Source organism: Pseudoroseomonas sp. WGS1072, assembly GCF_049340465.1.
In the GTDB taxonomy this organism is placed as follows: Bacteria; Pseudomonadota; Alphaproteobacteria; order Acetobacterales; family Acetobacteraceae; genus Pseudoroseomonas.
Map to the genome: position 1 here is coordinate 222,862 of NZ_JBMPSU010000001.1, position 20,691 is coordinate 243,552.

25 protein-coding genes and 1 tRNA gene are annotated in these 20,691 nt (G+C 64.3%); 17 read left to right on the forward strand and 9 right to left on the reverse strand.

From position 1 onward, the window contains the following. Nucleotides 1-110 precede the first annotated feature (110 nt). The 4 genes from ACF3NH_RS01055 to ACF3NH_RS01070 all read right to left on the reverse strand — a co-directional run bounded on the left by ACF3NH_RS01055 (nt 111) and on the right by ACF3NH_RS01070 (nt 4,179). The gene (locus tag ACF3NH_RS01055) at nt 111-1,331 is read right to left on the reverse strand and encodes a hypothetical protein (protein ID WP_422921554.1); all 1,221 of its coding nucleotides are present in this window, start codon (nt 1,329-1,331) and stop codon (nt 111-113) included. 251 nt (nt 1,332-1,582) lie between these two features. Next, a complete protein-coding gene (locus ACF3NH_RS01060; protein WP_422921555.1) occupies nt 1,583-2,893 on the reverse strand; it encodes a ParA family protein in 1,311 nt (436 codons plus the stop codon). A gap of 621 nt (nt 2,894-3,514) precedes the next feature. Next, nucleotides 3,515-3,904: a hypothetical protein gene (locus ACF3NH_RS01065; protein ID WP_422921556.1), complete on the reverse strand. Its 390-nt coding sequence runs from the start codon at nt 3,902-3,904 to the stop codon at nt 3,515-3,517. 56 nt (nt 3,905-3,960) lie between these two features. Beyond that, a complete protein-coding gene (locus ACF3NH_RS01070) occupies nt 3,961-4,179 on the reverse strand; it encodes a hypothetical protein (RefSeq protein WP_422921557.1) in 219 nt (72 codons plus the stop codon). A 246-nt stretch (nt 4,180-4,425) separates the two neighbouring features. On the opposite strand from ACF3NH_RS01070, the gene ACF3NH_RS01075 reads away from it, so the two are divergent. The 17 genes from ACF3NH_RS01075 (at nt 4,426) to ACF3NH_RS01155 (ending at nt 15,663) form a co-directional block, all read left to right on the forward strand. After that, on the forward strand, nt 4,426-4,761 hold the full coding sequence (locus ACF3NH_RS01075; RefSeq protein ID WP_422921558.1) for a hypothetical protein: 336 nt from the start codon (nt 4,426-4,428) through the stop codon (nt 4,759-4,761). Continuing rightward, nucleotides 4,758-4,940, forward strand: a complete 183-nt coding sequence (locus tag ACF3NH_RS01080; protein ID WP_422921559.1) for a hypothetical protein — start codon at nt 4,758-4,760, stop codon at nt 4,938-4,940. Before ACF3NH_RS01075 ends, ACF3NH_RS01080 begins: the two co-directional genes overlap by 4 nt. Before the next feature lie 26 nt (nt 4,941-4,966). Next, nucleotides 4,967-5,749, forward strand: coding sequence for a hypothetical protein (locus ACF3NH_RS01085; RefSeq protein WP_422921560.1), 783 nt, complete (start codon nt 4,967-4,969; stop codon nt 5,747-5,749). Nucleotides 5,750-5,924: 175 nt separating this feature from the next. Next, complete coding sequence (locus ACF3NH_RS01090) at nt 5,925-6,152, forward strand: hypothetical protein (protein WP_422921561.1); 228 nt, start codon at nt 5,925-5,927, stop codon at nt 6,150-6,152. A 30-nt stretch (nt 6,153-6,182) separates the two neighbouring features. Continuing rightward, nucleotides 6,183-7,128 (forward strand): IS630 family transposase gene (locus tag ACF3NH_RS01095; protein ID WP_198368402.1). Its coding sequence is split into 2 segments (ribosomal slippage): nt 6,183-6,523 and nt 6,522-7,128, totalling 948 coding nucleotides; the frame shifts between segments, so codons are not numbered across the junction. Continuing rightward, nucleotides 7,129-7,953 (forward strand): hypothetical protein, encoded by an 825-nt coding sequence (locus ACF3NH_RS01100; protein WP_422921562.1) that lies wholly within the window; start codon nt 7,129-7,131, stop codon nt 7,951-7,953. It abuts the gene before it with no gap. Between the two features lie 98 nt (nt 7,954-8,051). After that, entirely contained in the window at nt 8,052-8,318 is a 267-nt protein-coding gene (locus tag ACF3NH_RS01105) for a helix-turn-helix transcriptional regulator (protein ID WP_422921563.1), read from the forward strand. Nucleotides 8,319-8,396: 78 nt separating this feature from the next. Beyond that, on the forward strand, nt 8,397-8,834 hold the full coding sequence (locus ACF3NH_RS01110) for a hypothetical protein (protein WP_422921564.1): 438 nt from the start codon (nt 8,397-8,399) through the stop codon (nt 8,832-8,834). Nucleotides 8,835-8,836: 2 nt separating this feature from the next. Next, a complete protein-coding gene (locus ACF3NH_RS01115) occupies nt 8,837-9,214 on the forward strand; it encodes a head decoration protein (RefSeq protein WP_422921565.1) in 378 nt (125 codons plus the stop codon). Then, nucleotides 9,211-9,810 (forward strand): hypothetical protein, encoded by a 600-nt coding sequence (locus ACF3NH_RS01120; protein ID WP_422921566.1) that lies wholly within the window; start codon nt 9,211-9,213, stop codon nt 9,808-9,810. Before ACF3NH_RS01115 ends, ACF3NH_RS01120 begins: the two co-directional genes overlap by 4 nt. Then, nucleotides 9,810-10,253, forward strand: a complete 444-nt coding sequence (locus ACF3NH_RS01125; RefSeq protein WP_422921567.1) for a hypothetical protein — start codon at nt 9,810-9,812, stop codon at nt 10,251-10,253. The genes ACF3NH_RS01120 and ACF3NH_RS01125 overlap by 1 nt, the downstream gene beginning before the upstream one ends. Nucleotides 10,254-10,269: 16 nt before the next feature. After that, a complete protein-coding gene (locus ACF3NH_RS01130) occupies nt 10,270-10,590 on the forward strand; it encodes a hypothetical protein (RefSeq protein WP_422921568.1) in 321 nt (106 codons plus the stop codon). Nucleotides 10,591-10,741: 151 nt separating this feature from the next. Continuing rightward, complete coding sequence (locus ACF3NH_RS01135) at nt 10,742-11,095, forward strand: hypothetical protein (protein WP_422921569.1); 354 nt, start codon at nt 10,742-10,744, stop codon at nt 11,093-11,095. Between the two features lie 32 nt (nt 11,096-11,127). Then, nucleotides 11,128-12,126, forward strand: a complete 999-nt coding sequence (locus tag ACF3NH_RS01140; RefSeq protein ID WP_422921570.1) for a DUF7146 domain-containing protein — start codon at nt 11,128-11,130, stop codon at nt 12,124-12,126. Between the two features lie 17 nt (nt 12,127-12,143). Then, nucleotides 12,144-14,045, forward strand: coding sequence for a DUF927 domain-containing protein (locus tag ACF3NH_RS01145; RefSeq protein ID WP_422921571.1), 1,902 nt, complete (start codon nt 12,144-12,146; stop codon nt 14,043-14,045). Nucleotides 14,046-14,356: 311 nt separating this feature from the next. Continuing rightward, nucleotides 14,357-15,082 (forward strand): hypothetical protein, encoded by a 726-nt coding sequence (locus ACF3NH_RS01150; RefSeq protein ID WP_422921572.1) that lies wholly within the window; start codon nt 14,357-14,359, stop codon nt 15,080-15,082. Between the two features lie 164 nt (nt 15,083-15,246). Then, nucleotides 15,247-15,663: a hypothetical protein gene (locus ACF3NH_RS01155; RefSeq protein ID WP_422921573.1), complete on the forward strand. Its 417-nt coding sequence runs from the start codon at nt 15,247-15,249 to the stop codon at nt 15,661-15,663. Here the strand turns inward: ACF3NH_RS01155 and ACF3NH_RS01160 are convergent. From ACF3NH_RS01160 to mreD, 5 genes are all read right to left on the reverse strand, one after another. Then, nucleotides 15,635-16,580, reverse strand: a protein-coding gene (locus ACF3NH_RS01160; RefSeq protein WP_198368402.1) for an IS630 family transposase whose coding sequence is annotated in 2 segments (ribosomal slippage) — nt 15,635-16,241 and nt 16,240-16,580 — 948 coding nt in all. Because the reading frame shifts where the segments join, the coding sequence is not laid out codon by codon here. The genes ACF3NH_RS01155 and ACF3NH_RS01160 overlap by 29 nt on opposite strands. 378 nt (nt 16,581-16,958) lie before the next feature. Next, nucleotides 16,959-17,034, reverse strand: a tRNA-Lys gene (locus ACF3NH_RS01165). Nucleotides 17,035-17,109: 75 nt separating this feature from the next. Further along, nucleotides 17,110-18,258, reverse strand: a complete 1,149-nt coding sequence (rodA, locus tag ACF3NH_RS01170) for a rod shape-determining protein RodA (protein ID WP_198366143.1) — start codon at nt 18,256-18,258, stop codon at nt 17,110-17,112. After that, nucleotides 18,255-20,150, reverse strand: a complete 1,896-nt coding sequence (gene mrdA / locus ACF3NH_RS01175; protein ID WP_422921574.1) for a penicillin-binding protein 2 — start codon at nt 20,148-20,150, stop codon at nt 18,255-18,257. Before mrdA ends, rodA begins: the two co-directional genes overlap by 4 nt. Continuing rightward, nucleotides 20,147-20,689 (reverse strand): rod shape-determining protein MreD, encoded by a 543-nt coding sequence (gene mreD / locus ACF3NH_RS01180; RefSeq protein ID WP_422921575.1) that lies wholly within the window; start codon nt 20,687-20,689, stop codon nt 20,147-20,149. The genes mrdA and mreD overlap by 4 nt, the downstream gene beginning before the upstream one ends. Nucleotides 20,690-20,691: the final 2 nt, after the last annotated feature.

The following is a 20,691-nucleotide window of genomic DNA, read 5'->3' on the forward strand; positions in this document are numbered from 1 at the left end:
GAGAGAACCATGAGCCGGGTGGTGCCGATCATCCGATGTGTCTGACGACTGCGATTAGAGAACAGCAAGGGACACGGCCCATCTGGGCACCAAAAGGGCCGCCACCCCCTCTAGTAACGACGTGGCCCGGGAGTTACGCCTCCCTTGCGCAGGAGCTGAGCCGCTACACGGTAGATGTCCGGCATGTTTACGCGCCCATCTGCTCTACGTTCCAAAACTCCAAGGCGGATCAAGGCTTGCAGTAGTAGGCGGTTCTTGTCGGGGCCCGTGGCTTCAAACTCCACCGGCCCGAGGTACTGGCCTACTGCTGCGTTGGTCGAAATTGTCTCAACTACCCCAAGCTGCTGCCATCGCTCGATGAACTCTTTCTCTCCGCAGGGAACCTTTAAATCCGCTAAGGGCTCGAGAGCAGAAGTTGCCCACTTATAGTCCTCTTGTAGCTGAGACAGTCTGACCCCCGAGGCAGCACGCACACCGCTTCTTAGCCCTGCCGGATCTAGCGGCGTTCTTGATGTAAGGGAGGAATGTTCGGCAGCTTCGCCGAGCGTTCGAAGAAAGCTGCGCGGGCTAATTTCACCCCTGGCATCCGCTAAGTGCGCCGGAATCCAGCTATAAGTTCGCCCACGCCTATGATCTGCTCCCATATAGCGCCCGGCAATTCGCGTGAAAACAGCTTCCTGATCGTGCGCCTCTCTTCGCAAAGATTCGGGAATGGCAGCAGGGCTCTGATCGCCAATAGGTGGTAACGCTATGCCAGACCCAATGCAGATTTCCTCGAAGGCAGCACGGCTTCTATTCGAGCGAGCTAGTTGGGTGAAAAGCAGGCCGTAGAGGTCGATGGGCCTCCAGTCGAGGCGTACCGCGTCAGCCTTAAGTTTAGAAGCATCAACAAAACCGAATACTTCTTCATCTTCGAATTGGTCTGGCCGAAGTAGTACCTTTGGACGAAGGGCACGATAAGGCCGCAGGTCAAGCACCACGCGCATCAGACTGCCCACTAGGCGACGAACAGTACGCCAGTCGGCCGGGATGCGGTCTAGGCCATCGAAGACAATGACAATGCGCCTGCCTGTGGCTTCAAGAACGTGGTTGAATCTTTTAAACAGAGTTTCTGATTCCGAAATATTCTGCGTTAATTCTAGAAGGTCTTCTACATTGGGTAACGCATCTCCCGGCTCATTTCGGTTCATATCAAGGGCGCGTACGAGCCCCTGTAGGAACACAGCTCGCCACAAATCCGCGGCATCTTCGATGCTCCTAGACAAGGAAAGCAACAAACGTGGCGAAGGAGCGGTGCCACCTTCTTCGCCTGTAAAGCCAGCGACAGCCATGACTGAGGCAAGCCGTAAAGACGGATACTCCGCAGCCATGAATTCCCGAGTACTCGCAGTAAGGTACGCGGCGCTCCAAAACGTTTTGCCAGCACCTCGCGCACCGACAACGATGCTGCGCGCTGGGTCCAGTGCAGCGGTGTGCCCAGGGGGCGCATAGACATCGGTCGGCTTCGGCGGATCTGCGACAGTCGCAGATACATCATTTGGGATGGAGCGCAGTTCCTCGCGGATTGCCATTACGTCCGTTGTCATGGATCGGTCCGCCTCATAAGGCCACTGATCAGGTCACCGAAGGTTGCCTGAACCAACTTTTCGGTAAGCAGGTCAGAAGCTTCCAGCGGTTCGAACTCGCGGAACCTTTCATCATCAAGCACGACCCAGGGCGCGTGTGGGGCATCTTGGTCATCGATGCCGAATGTAAAATCATCCCCGAATGGGTCCGCATCTTCCTTATAAATGCATTCTCGGAACAGATCGTATGCTCGATCCCGGAAGGATTCTCGGCCAGCTTTAGATGCGGATGCGCGGGCATGAACCATCTTAAGTCTAAGGCGCCAGTCGTCGGTTGCCGTTGCCGGAAAGCCATTCAAATGACTCAACGCATATCGATAGCCTTCAAATGTCTGAGGTGTGTTATTGCCAAACATGAGCACATCGGCACCCAAGCCGAGTATAGCAGCAGCTGTAGCCTCATTGAGACCTGCTCGCGCGTCGACGAGCAGGACGTCGTACTCACCTTGTCTTAGAAGGAAGGTTGAAAGCTCTTCTGCCTTGTCAAGAAAGGTCTCCAGGGCGCCATGCTTGCTCATGCTTTCGAGGTAGGCTCTACCAAGTTTGGCGACGACGTGCTGAGGGTTGTCGATTGCCATCTGCCCCATTGCTGGAGCCACATGAAACAAGCCTGCTGCTTCGGAGAGGCGAACCGGCCCTATCAGCTGATCGGCTGTGAATGGTACCTCCGTCGTCAGTGCGCGTTCGACAAACCAGTCCAGCACACCAAACGGGGGGCGATCATTCGGACCAAGAAGAACTGAACCAAGACCTGGCGCTTCTAGATCCAGGTCCATTGCCAGAACTTTCTTTCCTAACCTGGCAAGATGCGCACCAACGACGGCGAGGGCTGTCGTGCGTCCAACGCCGCCCTTGAGGCTCCAAAACACAACGCGCGCTGGCTCGGGAGCATGCCAAGCGCGTCTCGGTGTGCGGGTCCAATCCTGTCCAACTACGCGACGGTCAATCAACTTGACCATTCGCGATTGACGTTCATCCGGTACACGAACTTGGACGTTGAGGAATGAAGGCGCTCCGTCGTCTTCTGTCATCGCGTCAGCGGTAATGACAACACCCCGAGTGGCGTCCGCGTACGGGCTCAGCCGCTCAAGGACCTTTGCCGTAAGCAAGCTGGCATCCTGATCGGTAATGCTCGGGACGATGAAGGTAAGTGCGCCGGTGGCGTCACGCAGGAACTGTCCGGCCTCTAGTGCCTCGGACCCAAGGACGTCACGCACCGCTTGGACGAATAGCGGAAGGCTGGTGTCGAAGGTTGCGATGTCAGTCACAGCACCAATCCTACTGCTCTCAGGGTGCGCCGCGCTTGATCTTGCCACGCGGCGCACGTTGTCTGGGTGACTATTCCGTCTGAGCTATACCGCATATCAACTGCCCAACCGCGAAAGTAATCTTCCATTTTTAGTAATACGAGCAGTCCTTGTGCCCGCCGACCTCGCAAGCGCCTCAAGGCCGTTGCTCTTAGATCGGGTAACTTCGTACCTGAACGAGTTGATGGGCAGAAAATATGCTCATGTGGGATCGGCTGTGTGTCCTGCTGCCGCTGCTCCATGCTTAGCTTCAGGGCGCACTCGGCAGCGAAGCCATAGTGGTAACCAGCACTATCATGCTTCCCTGCGCTACGAAGATACTCAGCGTCGCGCCAATGGCGCAGAGCCGCAGCAGGATAGGATGTATGATAAAGCAGTGTTTGCACATCCGGCGGAAGGCGCTCGCCATCCGTTCTGTTGTTAGGATCCACGGTTACCTACGCCCCTCCCACCTGATTCCGACACCTTGCACATCCCGGGTGATGCGCTATCGACTGTCATAGATTAACTTTCCTGCGACCCCTCGAATGTTCGGAATGCACTCAACACCGGCCGATTCACAACCTGCGTCGACATCCATCCTCACCCCTCTAGCGCCTCATCGCGGCCTCGCATTTGGTCCTCCGGACGCACCGCCCGCAACTGCCGCTCCCCTCCACGCTCCTCCCGCTCGCGGCGGAGGTGCTCGCGGGACAGGTGGAGGATCCCCTGCAGGGTGGCTGAGGAAATGTCCGAACCTCGGACATTTCCTCCATGCTGGTTTGCTCCGGTCGGATTGCCTTTGCCGGCCACCTCGCCCCGCTCCTGCGCCGCGCGGAGTTCCGTGCCGATCCGCGCCTCGGCCAGCAGCACCACCAGCTCGCACTCGTTCTTGGCGGCGACGGCCGCCTTCCGCTGGGCCTGCTGCGCCGCAACCAAAAGCAATCTGGCCAGTTGATCTATCGCGCCGCACAATTCCTCCCCGCAGCGCATTGCCTATTGCCTTCTGCGTGTGAAATTGGCCCAGCCCGTGCTGGGCTTCTTCTTGCCTAGTCGTCGTCGGGCTTGAGCCGGTCGAGGGCGGTACCGATGGTGCTGGCGAAGTCGGGGCGGCCGGACGGATCCTCAGCAGGTGTCGCCCGGACAAGCCGCACCCCCGCCCCTCCCCCGTTCTCCGGGATGAACTCGATGCCGGCCGCCTCCAGGGCGGCGCGGATGGCAGACAGAGTGGCCGCATTCGCCGGCATGTCTCCCTCGATGCGTGTCACGGTAGCTGGAGACACCTTGGCGGCCTGAGCCAACTCCCTGACACCAAGCCTGAGGGCTGCACGCGCCATACGGCATTGTGCTCCTGTTATCATGCGATCACCCCGTTGACAGCGCGCGTGCTAGGTCACTAAGTTAGCACCACGTTATCGCATGATGGCGATGACGGCAAATAAAGCGGCCGAAAGCAGAGGCTGGAACCCTATGCCTTCGGCCTGACCGCAACCTGCTCGTGAACGGAGCTGGCTATGGCTGAACGCGCCCATACCCCCGACGCCCTTAGTGCGTCCAGCAGAAGAAGAGCCGTCCTCCGACCGTGGGCGGCCGCCTACCTCCTGGAGAAGCGCCGGCTCCAAGACGAGATCGAGCACCTCCTCGACCAGGTGGAGCTCCTGCTGGCCCAGGCCGATGCCCTGGACGGCGATCCCGACCTGGAGCCGGACGCCGATGGCGAGGCTGAGGCCGACGAAGCCTCACTGCAGCCGGCGCAGCATCCGGCGGTGAACGATGTCATCCGGCTTCCCGGGCCGCGGCGGGCCCGCGCTAACTTCAGCGAGCCCGCACCGCTGGAGGCTGGCCGATGATCCGCCCCAGCCGCGCCCAGATGTCGCTCGCCTATGTTGCCAATGGCGACCTTCCGCCGCTTTCCATCCTCCACCGTCCGGCCGATCCCGTGCCGGCCGGTGACCGCGGCCTCCGCATCTTTGCCTACGCCATGGCGGCCCTCGCCGCCGGCCTCGGCACTTGGGCGGGGGTCATCTGATGGACTCGATCGGAAGAAGACACACCATGACCACCATGATCGCCGCCGCCCTACTGGCATCCGCCCGGCCTGCGGCCTCAGCCGCCAGTATGGGGAATTCCCATATTTCCCCCAGCTCTGGTGAAAATATGCCCAGCGGGCACATTTACGCGCCGCGGGGCGAGAACCCGGACGTTAAGCTGATTGCCCTCTGCCGCCGCTACATGGTGATGGAGGAGGCCTACAACCGCTGCCTTGAGGAGATGCTGGCTGCCGAAGAGCGCGGTGACCAGGCGGCCGAGGATGCCTTAAGCAAAGAACAAGACATCCGCGTTCCCGTGATGCGGGACCTGCTCTTCGACATCATGGACATCCCGGCCCGAACGGCAGAAGGTGCCAAGGCGAAGGCCGTCGTGGCGTTGACGAAGGTTCAACGTTATCGCGATGGGAGTCCATACGGGCAGGAAGATGCCATCATGGATTCGCTGGCTTGCGACATCCTGTCTCCCGGCTTCGCTCTCCCAACCGTGTCGCCCTTCCTCGAGTTGCTGGTGGAGGTGGACGCTGCGGATGCCGCCGTCGAGCGGGCGGTGGTGGCGCATTCTCGCAATGAGGGTGGGGAGGCTGAGGCTGCAGAGCTGAGCGCCGCCGTGGCGCGCTACGAAGCCGCGATGCGCCGGATGGCGGCCGAGCCGGCACGGGGCGCGCTGGGCCTTGCCGTTAAGGGCACCATCGTCGCCCGAGAGGCTGGCGACCTGCTCTCGGTCGAGGGCAGCTTGGTCGCCGACAGCCTGCGGGCGGATGCCTGCCGGCTGATTCCCGGCCTGTAAGGAGGGCGGCATGGGCCCGGCGCAGGGGAGGGATAGAGGGCCTGCGTCGGGCCCGGCGCAGGGCGCTATCTATTGCGCCGGAATGCCAGGGTAGAGACCAGCCCAGATTCCACGCGCTGCCGCCAAGCACGCTAATATGCCGCCGGGATATCGCTGCTCTCAACGACAAGGAAGAATGAGCGTGGCCAAGCAACATGCGGCTGAACCAGGGCCGCTCTCCATCTTCATCGATCCCGACCATCCAACTGCCGGCAACATGCTGGCCGCCGTCCTGGGATGGCCATTCGACCCGGAGGCGCGCGCTAGGGCACTGGTCACCATGACCGCGCATGCCATGGACGTCCTAGAGCAGTTTCCGCGTTCACCGATTCAGAAGAGGATTCCCTTCTGCGGCGGGATGTGATTCGCTTTTCCTCCTGCGAGGGAGGACAGGATGGCCCGAGCCTACAGCCAGGATCTCCGGACGCGTGTGCTCGACGCAACGGCACGCGGGATGTCGGCACGGCAGGCCGCAGCCCATTTCGGAGTGGGTGTGGCAACAGCCGTTGTGTGGGTACGGCGAGCGCGGGATGAGGGTGAGACGGCGGCACGCCGCCAGGGGCAGCCCAGAGGCTCCAAGCTTGATGGGCAGGCCGATTTCCTGCTCGACCTGGTCGCCGTCAGGCCCCTCATTACCCTCCGCGAGATGCAGCAGCGGCTGCATGACGAGCGCGGCCTCTCGGCGGGGATTGGCACGCTCTGGCGCTTCTTCGCGGCACGGGCGATCACCTTCAAAAAAAACCGCGCACGCCGCCGAGCAGGACCGGCCGGACATCGCCGCGGCCCGCGAAGCCTGGTTCGATCGGCAGCCTGACTTTCATCCTGATCGCCTGGTGTTCATCGATGAAACCGGTGCCAGCACCAAGATGGCGCGACTGCGGGGCCGTGCCCCACGTGGCGAGCGCCTGCGTGCAGGCGTGCCGCACGGACATTGGAAGACCACCACCTTCGTCGCCGGTCTCCGCCTCACAGGCCTGACCGCGCCTATGCTGCTCGATGGGCCCATGACCGCGCAGGCCTTCCAGGCCTATGTCGAGAAGGTCCTCTGTCCAACCCTGTGCGCCGGCGACACCGTCATCCTGGACAACCTGGCTGCGCATAAGCGCCACGAGGCCCGCCGGGCTATCGAGGCCACGGGTGCGTCCCTGCTGTTCCTTCCGCCCTACTCGCCGGACTTCAATCCAATCGAGAATGCCTTCTCCAAGCTGAAGGCGCTCCTGCGCAAGGCGGCGGAGCGCACCCTGGACGGGCTCTGGGCCACCATCGGCCAACTCCTCGATGCCTTCACACCAGCAGAATGCGCCAACTACTTCACCGCCGCCGGATATGAGCCGGAGTAGATGGAAAATGCTCTAGATGATCTCACGCCGACGGAGATGGCGCGGCAGCGGGTAGAGATGCAAATCGTGATCGATGGCATCGCTAGCAAGCTCGGTTCCACCCCCGGAGACGTCCTGCGCCGACCTCACTTCTCCAGGGAAGCTTCTTTGCTCAATGGCGCTTGGCCCATAGCGGAGAAGCTGAGCGCCAATAAGGTTTATGAGCACTTCGGCGGCCGTAGAACACTGAAGAATGCCCATAGCCTTGAACAGACTCTCAAGGAACTCCGCGAAGCCAATACGAAGGGCAGTATGTTTGGCATCGCGCTGTATCTGGCTGCCAGTATCGCACACCACCATAAAGACCTTTCTCCGTCACTGACTCGAGCCTACGCAATCATGACGGTAGGGGCAGCAGCTGGGGATATTGCGGTCACCTCAGGCAAGAGCAACTTCCTGCGGCAATGGGGCAAATGGCGCGGCGCAGCACCTCTATACGCCGCTTTGCTCCTCCACATGAGGCACACTCGGGAAATCTACATGCCGAGGCTGGGCGATGCAGAGATTGATCGCATGGTGCTAGCGCCGCATTCGATACGCCAGATCCTATCCTGGGCGACGTGGTTGACGAACTGGGCGACGACGACCATCGCGCCGAATTCGAAGGACCCTTACATTCCTCCTGCGGAGGCAATCCACATCCACTTCCCCGGCCTTGCCGAGGTTCCGCCGCTTCGGGAGCTTAACGACATGCAGCTCTTCGCTGCGCGCCAGTGGAATCAGCCGGCCGAAGCCGAATTCGAACCGAAGAGCGTTTATCTGGGCTGGAGGAAGCAGAAGGGATAGCCAGCCACCAGTGTAATCGTTGGCACACCGGATGCACCGCTTCCACACCGGTCATCCCGGAGGGCACTGACATGAAGCGCCAGACGTGATGGCGCTCCATGATCGAGGTCCCGGTGAAAAGGCACAGTCAGAAGATTTCCGATGGCAAGGCCTCGGTAGGCGAGCTGCCTCAGGCCTCCCACCGCTGGGCATCGTGTGACGAGACCGCCAGATATGCGCGCCTGTCCGCTCGCTACCTGGAGCGGCTGCGCATTACCGGCGACGGGCCGCCCTTCTGCAAGATCGGCCGGCGAGTTGTGTACGACTTGGGGGAAATTGATCGGTGGCTAAACGGCCGCAAGGTGGCCAGCACCAGTGAGCGATAAATCCGCCAACCCATAATTCGAGGAATTGAAATGATGACGAAACCACTTCGCCGGGATCCGGCGAGGAATGGCGTCTCCTTGCCCAAGAGCAGCCCGCGTACGCTGCCTGCGCTCCATGGCGTCGGCGGGGTGAATGGCCAGCGCAGCAGCAACCAGATGGGCAAGCCGGCGCCGCAGAACATGCAGACGAAGAAGCCGCTCCGTCAGGTGCTCTCGCAGGAGCAGAAGTCCAAACTGTCGAAACCTCTCGTGAAGAAGCGCCTAAAGCAGGCCTTGCTCAAGTCCAAGGCGTCGAACGCGGACACGGGCGCGTCAGCGGACCGCTTTGCGCATCTTCGAGGCGTGCGGCTCCCCTGGTTGGCACAGGCTGCTGAGCCCGACCGCCAGGTGCCGCGGCATGCCGCTATGAAGGGAGGAAATCCCTTCAAGGCCGGCAACGTGCGCTATTCCAGCGCCGAGGCCGCGGCGGCCGCCATCCTGCGCGCGGGCGCGAAGGCCCGAGCGAGGGGTGGTTGATCATGTCGCAGAGCATCTTCCAGCACTCCGAGATCTACACGCCCGATAAGCTGATCGCCGGCCTGACCCAGATCGCGACCTGGAACGGCGTGCTGATCTCCGGCCAGAACCTCAAGCGCGGCGCGGTCGTCGGCCGCATCACGGCGTCCGGCAAGGTCACGTTGAGCGCCTCGGCCAGCTCGGACGGCAGTCAGGTGCCCTTCGGCATCCTCGCCGACGACTATGACGCCAGCGCCGTCGACCTCGGCAATGTCGGCGTCTACGTCAAGGGTGAGTTCAACGAGAACGCCGTCATCCTTGGCGCCGGCCACACCCTGGTCTCCGTCCGCGATCCTCTGCGCGATGCCGGGATCGTCCTGAAGGGGAGTATCGCGGCGTGACGACAGACAGCATTGATGTAGTTGACGAAAGCGACGCCACGGAGATCGACATCCGGGCGCTCCAGCCTGCTGACGAGACGGCGGCCTCGCTGGCGGCGGCCGTCGCCTCGGCCAAGCGGGTTTCGGAGAAGCTGGCCTTGCAGCTCGATGCCCTACGCGGCCGACGCGCCGACATGCTGCTGCACGCGGCGCATGCCGACATCCTGGCGATCGATGCGCGGGTTGCCAGCCTGGAGCTTTCGGCTGAGCGAGTGGCCACTCTTCTGAACGGCCTGAACCAGCGGCACGCCGCGGCTTCGCAGCGCGAGCGTACGGACAGGATGTTGGCCGAGATCGAGGCGCTTCATGCTTCGGCCGCGGCGGCGATCGAGGCGCTGAAGGGCTGGGCGGAGGACTACGAGGAGATCCGAAACCTTATCGGTCGCGGCCTGCGGCTGCACGATCAGGCTGAGCGCGCGCGGGTAGAACTGATGGAGGCGGTCGAGGCCGCCTACCAGGATCCGATCATCCGCGCGCGGGGCGCCCTGTCGCTGAAGCAGCCGGTGATGCCGGATCTTCTGCCGCGCGCCGTCTTTCCGACCTGGAGGATCACGTGATGCAGAGCGATGACAGCATCCGTGTCACGGTCGCGCCGGGCGCGCGCGTACGCCTCCATCCGCATCCCTCCGGATGGAGCGGACTGCCGGATCTTCTGTTGAATGCAGGAGAAACGCTCCAGGTCACCCGCGCCGAAGCGGTTCTGCTCTATGAGCGGCGGCAGATCCTGCATCCTGACAACGGCACGGTGAAGCCGGTGCTGCCGACGCCGGACGGCCCCACGATCAGCATCGGCGGCCGGTCGGCCGTTCCGCTGTCCGCAAATGGAGTGTGGGGAATGCAGTTGGCCTCGGATGAACGCCGGCTCCTCAATGAGCATGCGGAGCGCAAGGCATTGGAGGCCAAGACACTGCGGGAGGCCGATCCGCATACCCGACTGAGGGTGACTATTGAGGAGCAGGTGCTGCTGGCGCCGCTCCAGTTCCGCGACACCGATATCTGATTGAAGGAAGCAATAGATGAGCAGCACGAACCGGCCGGGCGCCTTTACCCTGGCATCGCCCATCGCCGCACCGACCGGCGTCGCGGTGTCGGAGACCGAGCTGTCTTGGCGGCGCGAGCGCGAGCGCATCAGCCGTGAGGCGGACGAGAGGGACCGTGCACGCGCGGCCTCGCCGCGCATCACGCTGGTCGCCATCACCGGCTTTACCATCGTGGATGATCTGCATCCCGACGGCCGCATCGTCGAGGCCGGTGACGAATTTGAGATCTCCGAGGTCGATCTGCCGCTGTACTCTGCGCGCGGCATGCCGAAGGCGATGTTTCCGACGCGCGAGTAATTGACGGGAGCCGCGCAGCAGCGTGGCTCCCATTTCCTTATTGTAGAAGCGAGGCATCGCAATGCCCTCCCGAAGGACCGAGGTCCTTTTCATCGCTGCAATCGGACATGACGGCGTCCGCTTCGCCGCCAGCCCGAAGCCTCACCCGGACATGCCGCATATCGTGCTCGGCGATGTTCTGGCCGTTCTCGGCTTCGAAGCAGCCGAACGGATGGCTCTCGTCCGCCGTCTTCGTTCCGGTGCGAGTCACGAGGTTTGCCGTGTCTACTTAAGTGGCGAGATCGCCCTGATCACTCCGATGTGGATCGCGCGCTCCATCGTGCGCAGCTTCAGAGGACGTCGCCATGACGTCAGCAGCCTGCTGCTACGTCTGGAGATGGCCGCGCGCGACGCGCTTGCAGAGCAGGTCAGGCTTCTTCCGCTATCAGTACGGATCCGTTGGGTCAATGAGGCTCTAAGCCGATACGATTGGTCGGACGCTCCTGCGCAGGGCGGTGTCGCATGATGCGTGGACCAGGCGCGTACGAGATCGCGCGCATGCTGGCGGCGCGCGCCCCTGAGCTGGCACGCGAGCTTCTTCCTGCTGGCCGGCGCGAAGGACCGGAATGGCGTTGCGGAAGCCTTCATGGAGAGCGCGGGCAATCTTTAGCTGTCCGGATCCGTGGTGAGAAGGCCGGAGTATGGGCCGACTTCGCCAGCGGTCAGCGTGGTGACGCACTCGACCTGGTCGCACAGACACTGTTCTCCGGCAGCAAGCGCGACGCGATACAATGGGCTTCCAGATGGCTCGGCCTGAACAGCGGCGAGGTCCCGATTGCCAAGCCACGACAAGCTGGTCGCGCGCGTTCCGATGTGGAGCCTGATAAAGACGCGATGCGACGACGTCGCCAGGCGCTTAGCCTGTTCCTCGCCGGCCAACGACAGATTCTTGACACACCCGCTGAACTCTATCTGTCCGGGCGAGGGATTCATCTTCGAGATCTCGGCCGCCAGCCGGCAGCTCTTCGTTATCATGCGGAGCTCTGGTGCGCCGAAGTGGGTCGACCTTTGCCAGCATTACTCGCCGCGATATGCGAACCGGGCGGGCGCCATGTCGCGACGCAGCGCATCTGGATTGCTCCAGATAGGACCGGAGTCTGGCGAAAAGCACCCCTTAAGAACGCGAAGAAGGTGATCGGCTCCTTTGCAGGTGGCATTGTTCCACTTTGGCGTGGCAGCAGCGGTCAGCCACTTAAGTTGGCGGCGATGGGCGAAGAAGTTGTCGTCGCTGAAGGTATAGAAACCGCCTTATCGATTGCCGCCGCAGTGCCGGAGATGCGCATCATCTCCGCGATCTCATTAGGCAATATGGCCTCGATCAACCTGCCGCCTGCGATCACCAAAGTGGTCATCGGCGCCGATAACGACGATCACAACTCATCCGCTGCGCAAGCTCTGCAGCGTGCCGTCGATCGCTTCATCGCCGAAGGCCGCGAAGTGCGCATCGCCCGTTCGCCGATCGGCTCTGATTTCAATGACGCCTTATGCGCACCCTGAGGGGTGAGGAGACAACAATGTCCGATGAGAAGCCTGGAAAAAGTCGCATCAAGGCAGCCATCGCCGAAGCGAAGCCTGCGGTTAGCACAGCGCTCAGCTCAAATGTCGTGCCGATGCCCAGCTTCGGTCGGCACTTCCGCGTCGACACGGAGGGTATCTGGAAGCCATCAAGCGATCCCGACAAGGCCGCGACCTGGGTCTGCGCGCCGCTGGAGGTGGTAGCTGAGACCCGCTCGACGGAAGGGCTGAGCTGGGGATTGTTGCTCCGGTTCTCCGACCGCGATGGCGTTGAGAAGGAAGTGATTGTCCCCCGGCGCTTGCTGGCGGGCGACGGCGCCGCTGTTCGCGAGCTCCTCGCGGATGCCGGGCTGGTGCTGGGCGCGAGCCAGGCAGCGCGCGTCGCCCTGCTGGAACTCCTGACCGGGGCTCGCTCGCCCACGCGTGCGACCTCAGTTCCTTGCGGAGGTTGGCATCGTGTTGGAGGCCGGATGGTCTTTGTCCTTCCGAACTTGGCGATCGGCGCGACGGGCGACCATGTTTTCATCGATCAAGCCGCTAGGGCACCGCATGCCTTCCAGCAGCAGGGCACGCTCGATGACTGGAAGCAGAACGTCGCGGCCCTCTGTATAGGCAACAGCCGGCTGGCTTTCAGCGTATCCTGTGCGCTGGCCGGACCGTTGCTGCAGCTCGCCGCGGTGGACGGCGCTGGCTTCAATCTGAAGGGCGCCTCCCGGCTCGGCAAATCCACGGCGTTGCGCCTGGCGGCGTCGGTCTGGGGCGGCGATCCAGCCACCGGTGCCAGCGCGTTCATCAAGACGTGGCGCACCACCAGCAACGGCGTCGAGAGCACCGCCGCCGCGCATTCCGACACCCTGCTGGTGCTCGATGAGCTGGGTCAGCTCGATGGCCGAGAGGCGGGGGAGGCAGCCTACATGTTGGCGAATGGCAAGGGGAAGGTGCGCGCCAGTCGTAATGGCCTAGCACGACCCGAACTACGCTGGCGTGCAATGATCTTGAGCAGCGGTGAAGTGGGGATCGCCGAGAAGAGCGAGGAAGCTGGCAAGATCATGCGGGCGGGCCAAGAAGTCCGCCTGATCGACATCGAAGCCGATGCGGGGGCAAAGCTGGGCCTGTTCGAGAATATCCACGCCCATACCAGTCCAGCGGACTTTGCCGAACACATCACTGCGGCGACAACCGCGCAGTTCGGCTCGGCGGCACCAGCTTGGCTGACATGGCTTGTCGGGCGACTCGCGGAAGACGAGGAAGGGTTTCGGACCAACCTGATCCGACGTCGCGGCGAGGCCGCCAAACGGATGCTGCCCGCGGGCGCGGGCGGTCAGGTTGCCAGCGTGGCCGCCCTCTTTGCCCTGGTCGGGGTTGCCGGTGAACTGGCGGCAGAGGCGGGTGTCCTGCCCTGGCCGGAGACGGAGGCCGAGGACGCCGCCTTCCGCTGCTTTGGAGCCTGGATCCGCGACAGGGGCGGTATCGGCGCACGGGAGGACCAGCAGGCCGAAACCCAGCTTCGACGCTTCATCCAACTTCACGGACCTGGTCGATTTCAGCTGTGGGGCAAGGCGCCGGAGGACGCGCAAGATGATCCCGACGCGCATCCAGATACCCCGCCGCATGAGCGTTTTCGCACTGTCAATCGCGCTGGATTTCGCCGCTGGGAGCCCGTCCAGGAGGGCAAAGGCACTCGCTGGCGATGGGTCTATTATGCAACCAGCACGGGCATGAACGAAGCATTGGTCGGCCTTCAGTTTCGCCAATCAGTTGCGTCTTTGACTGAGCGCGGGTTCCTGGTCAGCGATCAGAATGGCCGCAGTTCACAGTCCTTGAGGCCGACCGGGGAGCCGAAGCAGAGGCTCTATGTCATCGCCGACAAGCTGTTTTCGGAGGACGAAGCCGACCTTTGACCCCGGTTTGTGTGCCAAAAACCCCTACTTGGAACACGGAGGGGAATCCGGTGTTCCCTACAAGTCATTGATAATAAACGGTTGGAACACGGGAACACTGGAACACGGATTTCTGGATAGATAAAGGGAGAAAGGTGGGAGAATGAGAGAGGAATTTGGGTCCGATCCGGGGCAATTGGCCTCACGCTGAACACACTAAATAGTTGAGGGGTAGGGCTAATTCCACGGTCAGGGATTTCTCTCTTAGGTTGTGTATCGACCGTCGTGCATTGTCGCTGGCGGCCATCATGGAAAGCTCAGGAGGCTTCCGAATGTTCGACATCAAGGCGGATTTTCGCCCTCTTATCCGCACGCTGAATGATCTGGAGAAACGGCAGATTCCATTCGCCACGGCGCTGGCGCTGACTAGGTCGGCGCAGGCTGGTCAGAGGGCCGTCGCACGGGAGATGCCCAGCATCTTCGACAAGCCGACGCCCTTCACCATGCGGAGCAACTACGTCAAGCCAGCGACCAGAACGGATCTGGTCGCGGCGGTACATCTGCGCGACAGGGCGTCAAACGGCGCGGCCACCAGTCGGTATCTGGCGCCGAACATCATCGGAGGGCCGCGGGCTCTCAAGAAGTCGGAGCTCATCCTCCGCGCCGCGGGCATCCTGGCGCCGGGAAAGTTCCTGATGCCTGGGCTGGCTGCGGAACTCGATGCTTACGGCAACATCAACAAAGGGCAACTCACGAAGGTCCTGTCGGTCGTCAAGGCATTGGACGGCACAAGCGCATTCCGACGTCGCGGACAGGGAAAGCGTCGCAATGAAAAGTATTTCGCGATCCGTCCCGGCACCAATCGTGGCGGGCTGAAGCCGGCTGTCTACGAGCGGATCGGCCGGAACGTGGTGCCCGTCTACGGTTTCGGATCGCAGCCGCGCTACGAACCGATCTTCGACCTCTACGGCATCGTGCGCGAGGCTGCTGAAGCTGCGCTGACTGACGAGTTCCGCAAGGCGCTGCGCCATGCTCTAGCGACGGCTAGGAGGCGGTAGGCCACGGATGGCAGGCGATCTGCCTGCCTCCCCCACCCCCCCCAACGGGTCCTTCCAAAGGGGGTCCTGGACCGGGGGGTAATTCGCGCCCGGTTTCAGGCTCCGTCTGATATAGAAAGACAGACCCTAAGTTGTGGACTGCGTCGATGATTGGAGGATCTGGAATGCTAGTCAATAAATCGGAGCTGGCGACGATATTGTCTGTCTCTTTGTCTACGCTGCACGAATGGATCCGCAAGGACCCTTCTTTTCCTGTTCATACGCGCGGAAGTTATGGCGTCGAGTGGCAGTTCGATGCCGACCAAGTGATGGCGCACCTGCAGCACAAAGAGGAAGCCGAGCTGGAGGCGCAGCGGGAGCGAAGGGAGCGGTTGGAGCAGTACCGATTGCCGCTCACTGGCCAGGAAGGCGCCGCCGCTAATGACACCGACTTCACGCCGCAGCAGGCCCTGGCGCTGGTCCGTAAGCGCCGTCTGGAGCTGGAGATGGCCCGGGAGGCCGGCTTCCTCGTGCAAGCCTCGGAGGTGCGGGAAGCTCTAGAGCATTTTCCATCTACTCCGGCTCATATCCGGCGGCGGTGAAGTAGTTGGCGCATTCTGCTGGTGTGAAGGCATCGAGGAGTTGGCCGATGGTGGCCCAGAGCCCGTCCAGGGTGCGCTCCGCCGCCTTGCGCAGGAGCGCCTTCAGCTTGGAGAAGGCATTCTCGATTGGATTGAAGTCCGGCGAGTAGGGCGGAAGGAACAGCAGGGACGCACCCGTGGCCTCGATAGCCCGGCGGGCCTCGTGGCGCTTATGCGCAGCCAGGTTGTCCAGGATGACGGTGTCGCCGGCGCACAGGGTTGGACAGAGGACCTTCTCGACATAGGCCTGGAAGGCCTGCGCGGTCATGGGCCCATCGAGCAGCATAGGCGCGGTCAGGCCTGTGAGGCGGAGACCGGCGACGAAGGTGGTGGTCTTCCAATGTCCGTGCGGCACGCCTGCACGCAGGCGCTCGCCACGTGGGGCACGGCCCCGCAGTCGCGCCATCTTGGTGCTGGCACCGGTTTCATCGATGAACACCAGGCGATCAGGATGAAAGTCAGGCTGCCGATCGAACCAGGCTTCGCGGGCCGCGGCGATGTCCGGCCGGTCCTGCTCGGCGGCGTGCGCGGTTTTTTTTGAAGGTGATCGCCCGTGCCGCGAAGAAGCGCCAGAGCGTGCCAATCCCCGCCGAGAGGCCGCGCTCGTCATGCAGCCGCTGCTGCATCTCGCGGAGGGTAATGAGGGGCCTGACGGCGACCAGGTCGAGCAGGAAATCGGCCTGCCCATCAAGCTTGGAGCCTCTGGGCTGCCCCTGGCGGCGTGCCGCCGTCTCACCCTCATCCCGCGCTCGCCGTACCCACACAACGGCTGTTGCCACACCCACTCCGAAATGGGCTGCGGCCTGCCGTGCCGACATCCCGCGTGCCGTTGCGTCGAGCACACGCGTCCGGAGATCCTGGCTGTAGGCTCGGGCCATCCTGTCCTCCCTCGCAGGAGGAAAAGCGAATCACATCCCGCCGCAGAAGGGAATCCTCTTCTGAATCGGTGAACGCGGAAACTGCTCTAGGCGCGGCTTTCTCAACCCTCGGCAAGGCACTCCAGAGCCTTCCTGGTCAAATCGGCCGCACGCATGGGCTACCCGAGCCTGTTGTGCGCTCGATCCGTGGCTCAGTGGACACGTTTCAGAGGAACTTGGTCCGCGACCTTCAGCACCTGATGTCAGGTATGGAGCAGCCCCGGCCAGCTGGCGACACGATGGAGAAGAGTGAGCTGCCGCTGAGTCCGCAGTGAGTCCGCAGAAGAGGCTACCCGCACTTGGCCGCTCTTCTAAAGCACTCTAAGTCATTGAAAGTGTTGGTGGGCGCACTAGGGCTCGAACCTAGGACCCGCTGATTAAGAGTCAGCTGCTCTACCAACTGAGCTATGCGCCCCACCCGGATCTCGGCGGTGATGGCCGCCGTTCCGTGGGGGCGGCTTTTACCGCATCCGCCCGGCTTGGCAACCCCCTAATCGCCGCCCGCGCCAAATTCCGTGTCCCGATGCACATGGACGGAGGCCAGCAGGCCGAAGCCCACCATGCTGGTCAGCATGGCCGAGCCGCCATGGCTGATCAGCGGCAGCGGAACACCGCCCACCGGAATGCTGCCGGTGACCATGGCGATGTTCACGAAGACATAGAGGAAGTAGTTCACCCCGAGCCCCAGGGCGACCAGCCGCCCGTACTGGCTGCGGCAGCGCAGCGCCGTCAGCAGCGCGAAGATCACCACCAGCGCCAGCAGGGCCAGCACGGCCAGCGAGCCGACCAGGCCGAACTCCTCGGCCCACATCGTGAAGATGAAGTCGGTCTGCTTCTCCGGCAGGAAGTTCAGGTGCCCCTGCGTCCCCTGCAGGAAGCCCTTGCCCCAGAGCCCGCCCGAGCCCAGCGCGATCTTCGACTGGATGATGTTGTAGCCGGATCCGAGCGGATCGCTCTCCGGATCGAGGAAGACCAGGATGCGGGCCTTCTGGTAGTCGCGCAGGCGCTCATAGGCCAGGGGCGCGATGGCCAGGGCCGCGCCGCCCACCAGGGCGAACTTCCACCACCGCACCCCGGCCGCCCAGAACACGGCGCCGCCGACCATCAGCGTGATCAGGCCAGTGCCCAGGTTGGGCTGCTTCAGGATCAGCCCGACCGGCAGCAGCACGGCCAGCAGCGGCGGGACGAGGAACAGCGGCTGCCCGATCCGCTCCTCGCCGGCGCGGTGAAACCACGCCGCCAAGGCCAGGACCAGCAGGATCTTCATCAGCTCGGAAGGCTGCAGCTGGAAGGGACCCAGCTCGATCCAGCGCTGCGCCCCCTTCCCCACCTGGCCGTGCAGCGCGACGAGGACCAGCAGCCCCACGCCCAGCGCATAGCCTGCCCAGGACAGCCGCGCGACCAGCCGCAGATCGGTCATGGCCAGACCCAGCATCAGCACCAGGCCGAAGCCGAAGCGCAGGGCATGGCGGCCGGCATAAGGCTCGGGCGAGCCGCCGCCGGCGGAATAGAGCGCGACATAGCCGACAGCGGCGATGGCGCAGAGCAGCAGCACGAAGCCCCAGGGGATCAGCCAGAACTTCTCCAGCAGGCCGGGGCCGCGGTTGCGCGTCAGGAGGCGGCGCTCGAAGACCGTCACGGCCGGCCTCCCGTCGGCGGCGCCTCCGCGAGCCGCCCCGCCTCCGCGGCGCCTCCGGCCTGCGGCGCGGCGGGCGGCCGCAGCCGGGTCATCACCTCCACCATCACCTCCCGCGCCAGCGGCGCCGCCGCGCCCGAGCCGCTGGTGCCATGCTCGACCACCACCGAGATGGCGTAGCGCGGATCGTCATAGGGCGCGAAGGCCACGAAGAGGGCGTGCGGCCGCCATTCGCGTGGCTGGCTCTCGACCCGGAAGCCCCGCTCCCGCTGCTCCCGGCTGACGCGCCGCACCTGGGTGGTGCCGGTCTTGCCGGCCAGCGCGCCGAGGCCCGGCGGCAGCTGCGCCACCCGCGCGGTGCCCCCGGCCTCGTTCACCACCGCCCACATCGCCTCCCGGACCAGCTTCAGGTCACGCTCGGCCAGGCCGAGGGAGGGCCAGTCCTCCGCCCGGGCGCCCATGACCGGCCGGCCGCCGATGGCCTGGGTCAGGTGCGGCTGCACCGCCCGCCCGCTGGCCAGCCGCGCCGCCATGGTGGCGAGCGAGAGCGGGGTGAGCTGATAGAAGCCCTGGCCGATGCCGTGCACCACCGTGTCGCCCAGGTTCCAGGGCTTGCCCTGCCGGGTGCGCCATTCCCGCGTCGGCACGAAGCCGGGGCGGGTTCCGGGCAGTTCGATCTCCAGCTCGACGCCGAGGCCCAGCCGCTTCGCCATGGCGGCGATGCGGTCGATGCCGAGCCGCCGCGCCACCTCGTAGAAGTAGACGTCGCAGGATTGCTTCAGCGCCCCGCGCAGGTCCAGCGCGCCGTGGCCGCGCCGGTTCCAGCAGTGGAAGCGGCTGTCGCCCAGGTCGTAATGCCCCGGGCAGGTCAGGCGATCGGTGGGCGTGATGACCCTGGCCTCCAGCGCCGCCAGGCCGACCACCATCTTGAAGGTGGAGCCGGGCGCGTAGAGGCCATTGGTGGTCTTGTTGATCAGCGGCGTGGCGCGGCTGCGCGTCCATTCCCGCCATTGCGCCGCCGAGATGCCGGAGCTGAACAGGTTGGGATCGAAGCCCGGCTGGCTGGCCATGGCCAGCACCTCGCCGTTCCGCGCATCCATCACGACGACGCTGGTGCCCTCCTCGATGCGGTCGCGCACCGCCTTCTGCAGCCCGGCATCGACCGAGATCCGCACCTCCCGCCCCGCCACGCCCTCCCGCCGGTCCAGCTCGCGGATGACGCGGCCCACCGCGTTCACCTCCATCTGCACCGTGCCGGCGCGGCCCCGCAGCACGCGCTCGTGATGCCGCTCGATGCCGGCGCGGCCGACGCGGATGCCGGGCAGGCTGAGCAGCGGGTCGCCATCCATGTCGGCTTCCGCCGGAGGGGCGACATAGCCCACGACATGCGCCAGATGCTCGGCCAGCGGATAGGTCCGCGTGGTGCCGACATCGACGCTGATGCCGGGAAGGTCGGGGGCATTGGCCTCGATGCGAGCCATCTCCTCCCAGCTCAGGAACTCCTGCACCACCACCGGCACGAAGCGGCGGCGGCGGCGGATGTCGCGCTCGATCCGCGCCACCTCGCCCTCGGCCAGGGGCAGCAGCCGGCTAAGGGTCGCGAGCGTGGCGCCGACATCCTCCGCCTGCTCGGCGGTCAGCAGCACGCGCCAGTTCAGCGTGTTGGCGGCGACCACGCGGCCGGCGCGGTCCAGGATGCGGCCGCGCGGCGGTGCCAGCAGCCGGGTGGAGATGCGGTTCTCCTCGGCCAGGGTGGCATAGCGCTCGCCCTCCTCCAGCTGCAGCTTCTGCAGCCGGTAGCCCAGGAAGCCGAGCAGGCCGAGCTGCCCGGCGCCGAGCAGCAGGGCGCGGCGGGTGAAGAGGGCGCGACGCCGCTCCTCCTCGCGCCGGCTCACCCGGCCGTCTCCTCGGCCCGGCGCATCGCCCGGTGCAGCGCGGTGAGTGGCGCCGCAAGGGCGGGATAGAGGCCGAGGCTGAGGGCGCCCTGCACCAGCGCCGGAACCGGCGAGGGCAGCCGCCAGCCCAGCAGCGCCGTGAGCAGCCAGCCGAGCCCCGCCGCGGCCAGGGCGAAGCCCGAGAAGGCCAGCCAGACCAGCGCGAAGGGCTGCCGGGCCAGCAGGCGGCGCAGGCGCAGCACCGTGCCATGGGTGAGCAGCAGGGTCAGCACGCCGATGCCGAGCGGCGCGAAGCCCAGCAGGTCCTGCAGCAGGCCCAGGGCGAAGCAGGCGGGCGGCGGCATGACGGCGGGGCGGAACAGGGACCAGAAGAAGACGCAGCCGAGCGCCACGGCCGGCACCGCAGAGGGCAGGCCGGTGGGCGCGGAGAGCAGCACCATCAGCAGGGCCGTGCCGGCCGCCGGGCAGGCGGCGCGCGCCAGGACATCGAGCCGCGTCAGCAGCCCCGGGGGCGATTGCTGGCCGCCGCTCAGCACCATGC

Coding starts and splice junctions, on each gene's coding strand:
- ACF3NH_RS01145 (WP_422921571.1), top strand. CDS start 12,144: ATGTCCGATGAGAAGCCTGGAAAAAGTCGCATCAAGGCAGCCATCGCC.
- ACF3NH_RS01140 (WP_422921570.1), top strand. CDS start 11,128: ATGCTGGCGGCGCGCGCCCCTGAGCTGGCACGCGAGCTTCTTCCTGCT.
- ACF3NH_RS01080 (WP_422921559.1), top strand. CDS start 4,758: ATGATCCGCCCCAGCCGCGCCCAGATGTCGCTCGCCTATGTTGCCAAT.
- ACF3NH_RS01135 (WP_422921569.1), top strand. CDS start 10,742: ATGCCGCATATCGTGCTCGGCGATGTTCTGGCCGTTCTCGGCTTCGAA.
- ACF3NH_RS01090 (WP_422921561.1), top strand. CDS start 5,925: ATGAGCGTGGCCAAGCAACATGCGGCTGAACCAGGGCCGCTCTCCATC.
- ACF3NH_RS01085 (WP_422921560.1), top strand. CDS start 4,967: ATGACCACCATGATCGCCGCCGCCCTACTGGCATCCGCCCGGCCTGCG.
- ACF3NH_RS01075 (WP_422921558.1), top strand. CDS start 4,426: ATGGCTGAACGCGCCCATACCCCCGACGCCCTTAGTGCGTCCAGCAGA.
- ACF3NH_RS01065 (WP_422921556.1), bottom strand. CDS start 3,904: ATGCGCTGCGGGGAGGAATTGTGCGGCGCGATAGATCAACTGGCCAGA.
- ACF3NH_RS01115 (WP_422921565.1), top strand. CDS start 8,837: ATGTCGCAGAGCATCTTCCAGCACTCCGAGATCTACACGCCCGATAAG.
- mreD (WP_422921575.1), bottom strand. CDS start 20,689: ATGGTGCTGAGCGGCGGCCAGCAATCGCCCCCGGGGCTGCTGACGCGG.
- ACF3NH_RS01130 (WP_422921568.1), top strand. CDS start 10,270: ATGAGCAGCACGAACCGGCCGGGCGCCTTTACCCTGGCATCGCCCATC.
- ACF3NH_RS01125 (WP_422921567.1), top strand. CDS start 9,810: ATGCAGAGCGATGACAGCATCCGTGTCACGGTCGCGCCGGGCGCGCGC.
- ACF3NH_RS01055 (WP_422921554.1), bottom strand. CDS start 1,331: ATGGCTGTCGCTGGCTTTACAGGCGAAGAAGGTGGCACCGCTCCTTCG.
- ACF3NH_RS01150 (WP_422921572.1), top strand. CDS start 14,357: ATGTTCGACATCAAGGCGGATTTTCGCCCTCTTATCCGCACGCTGAAT.
- ACF3NH_RS01105 (WP_422921563.1), top strand. CDS start 8,052: ATGATCGAGGTCCCGGTGAAAAGGCACAGTCAGAAGATTTCCGATGGC.
- ACF3NH_RS01155 (WP_422921573.1), top strand. CDS start 15,247: ATGCTAGTCAATAAATCGGAGCTGGCGACGATATTGTCTGTCTCTTTG.
- ACF3NH_RS01100 (WP_422921562.1), top strand. CDS start 7,129: ATGGAAAATGCTCTAGATGATCTCACGCCGACGGAGATGGCGCGGCAG.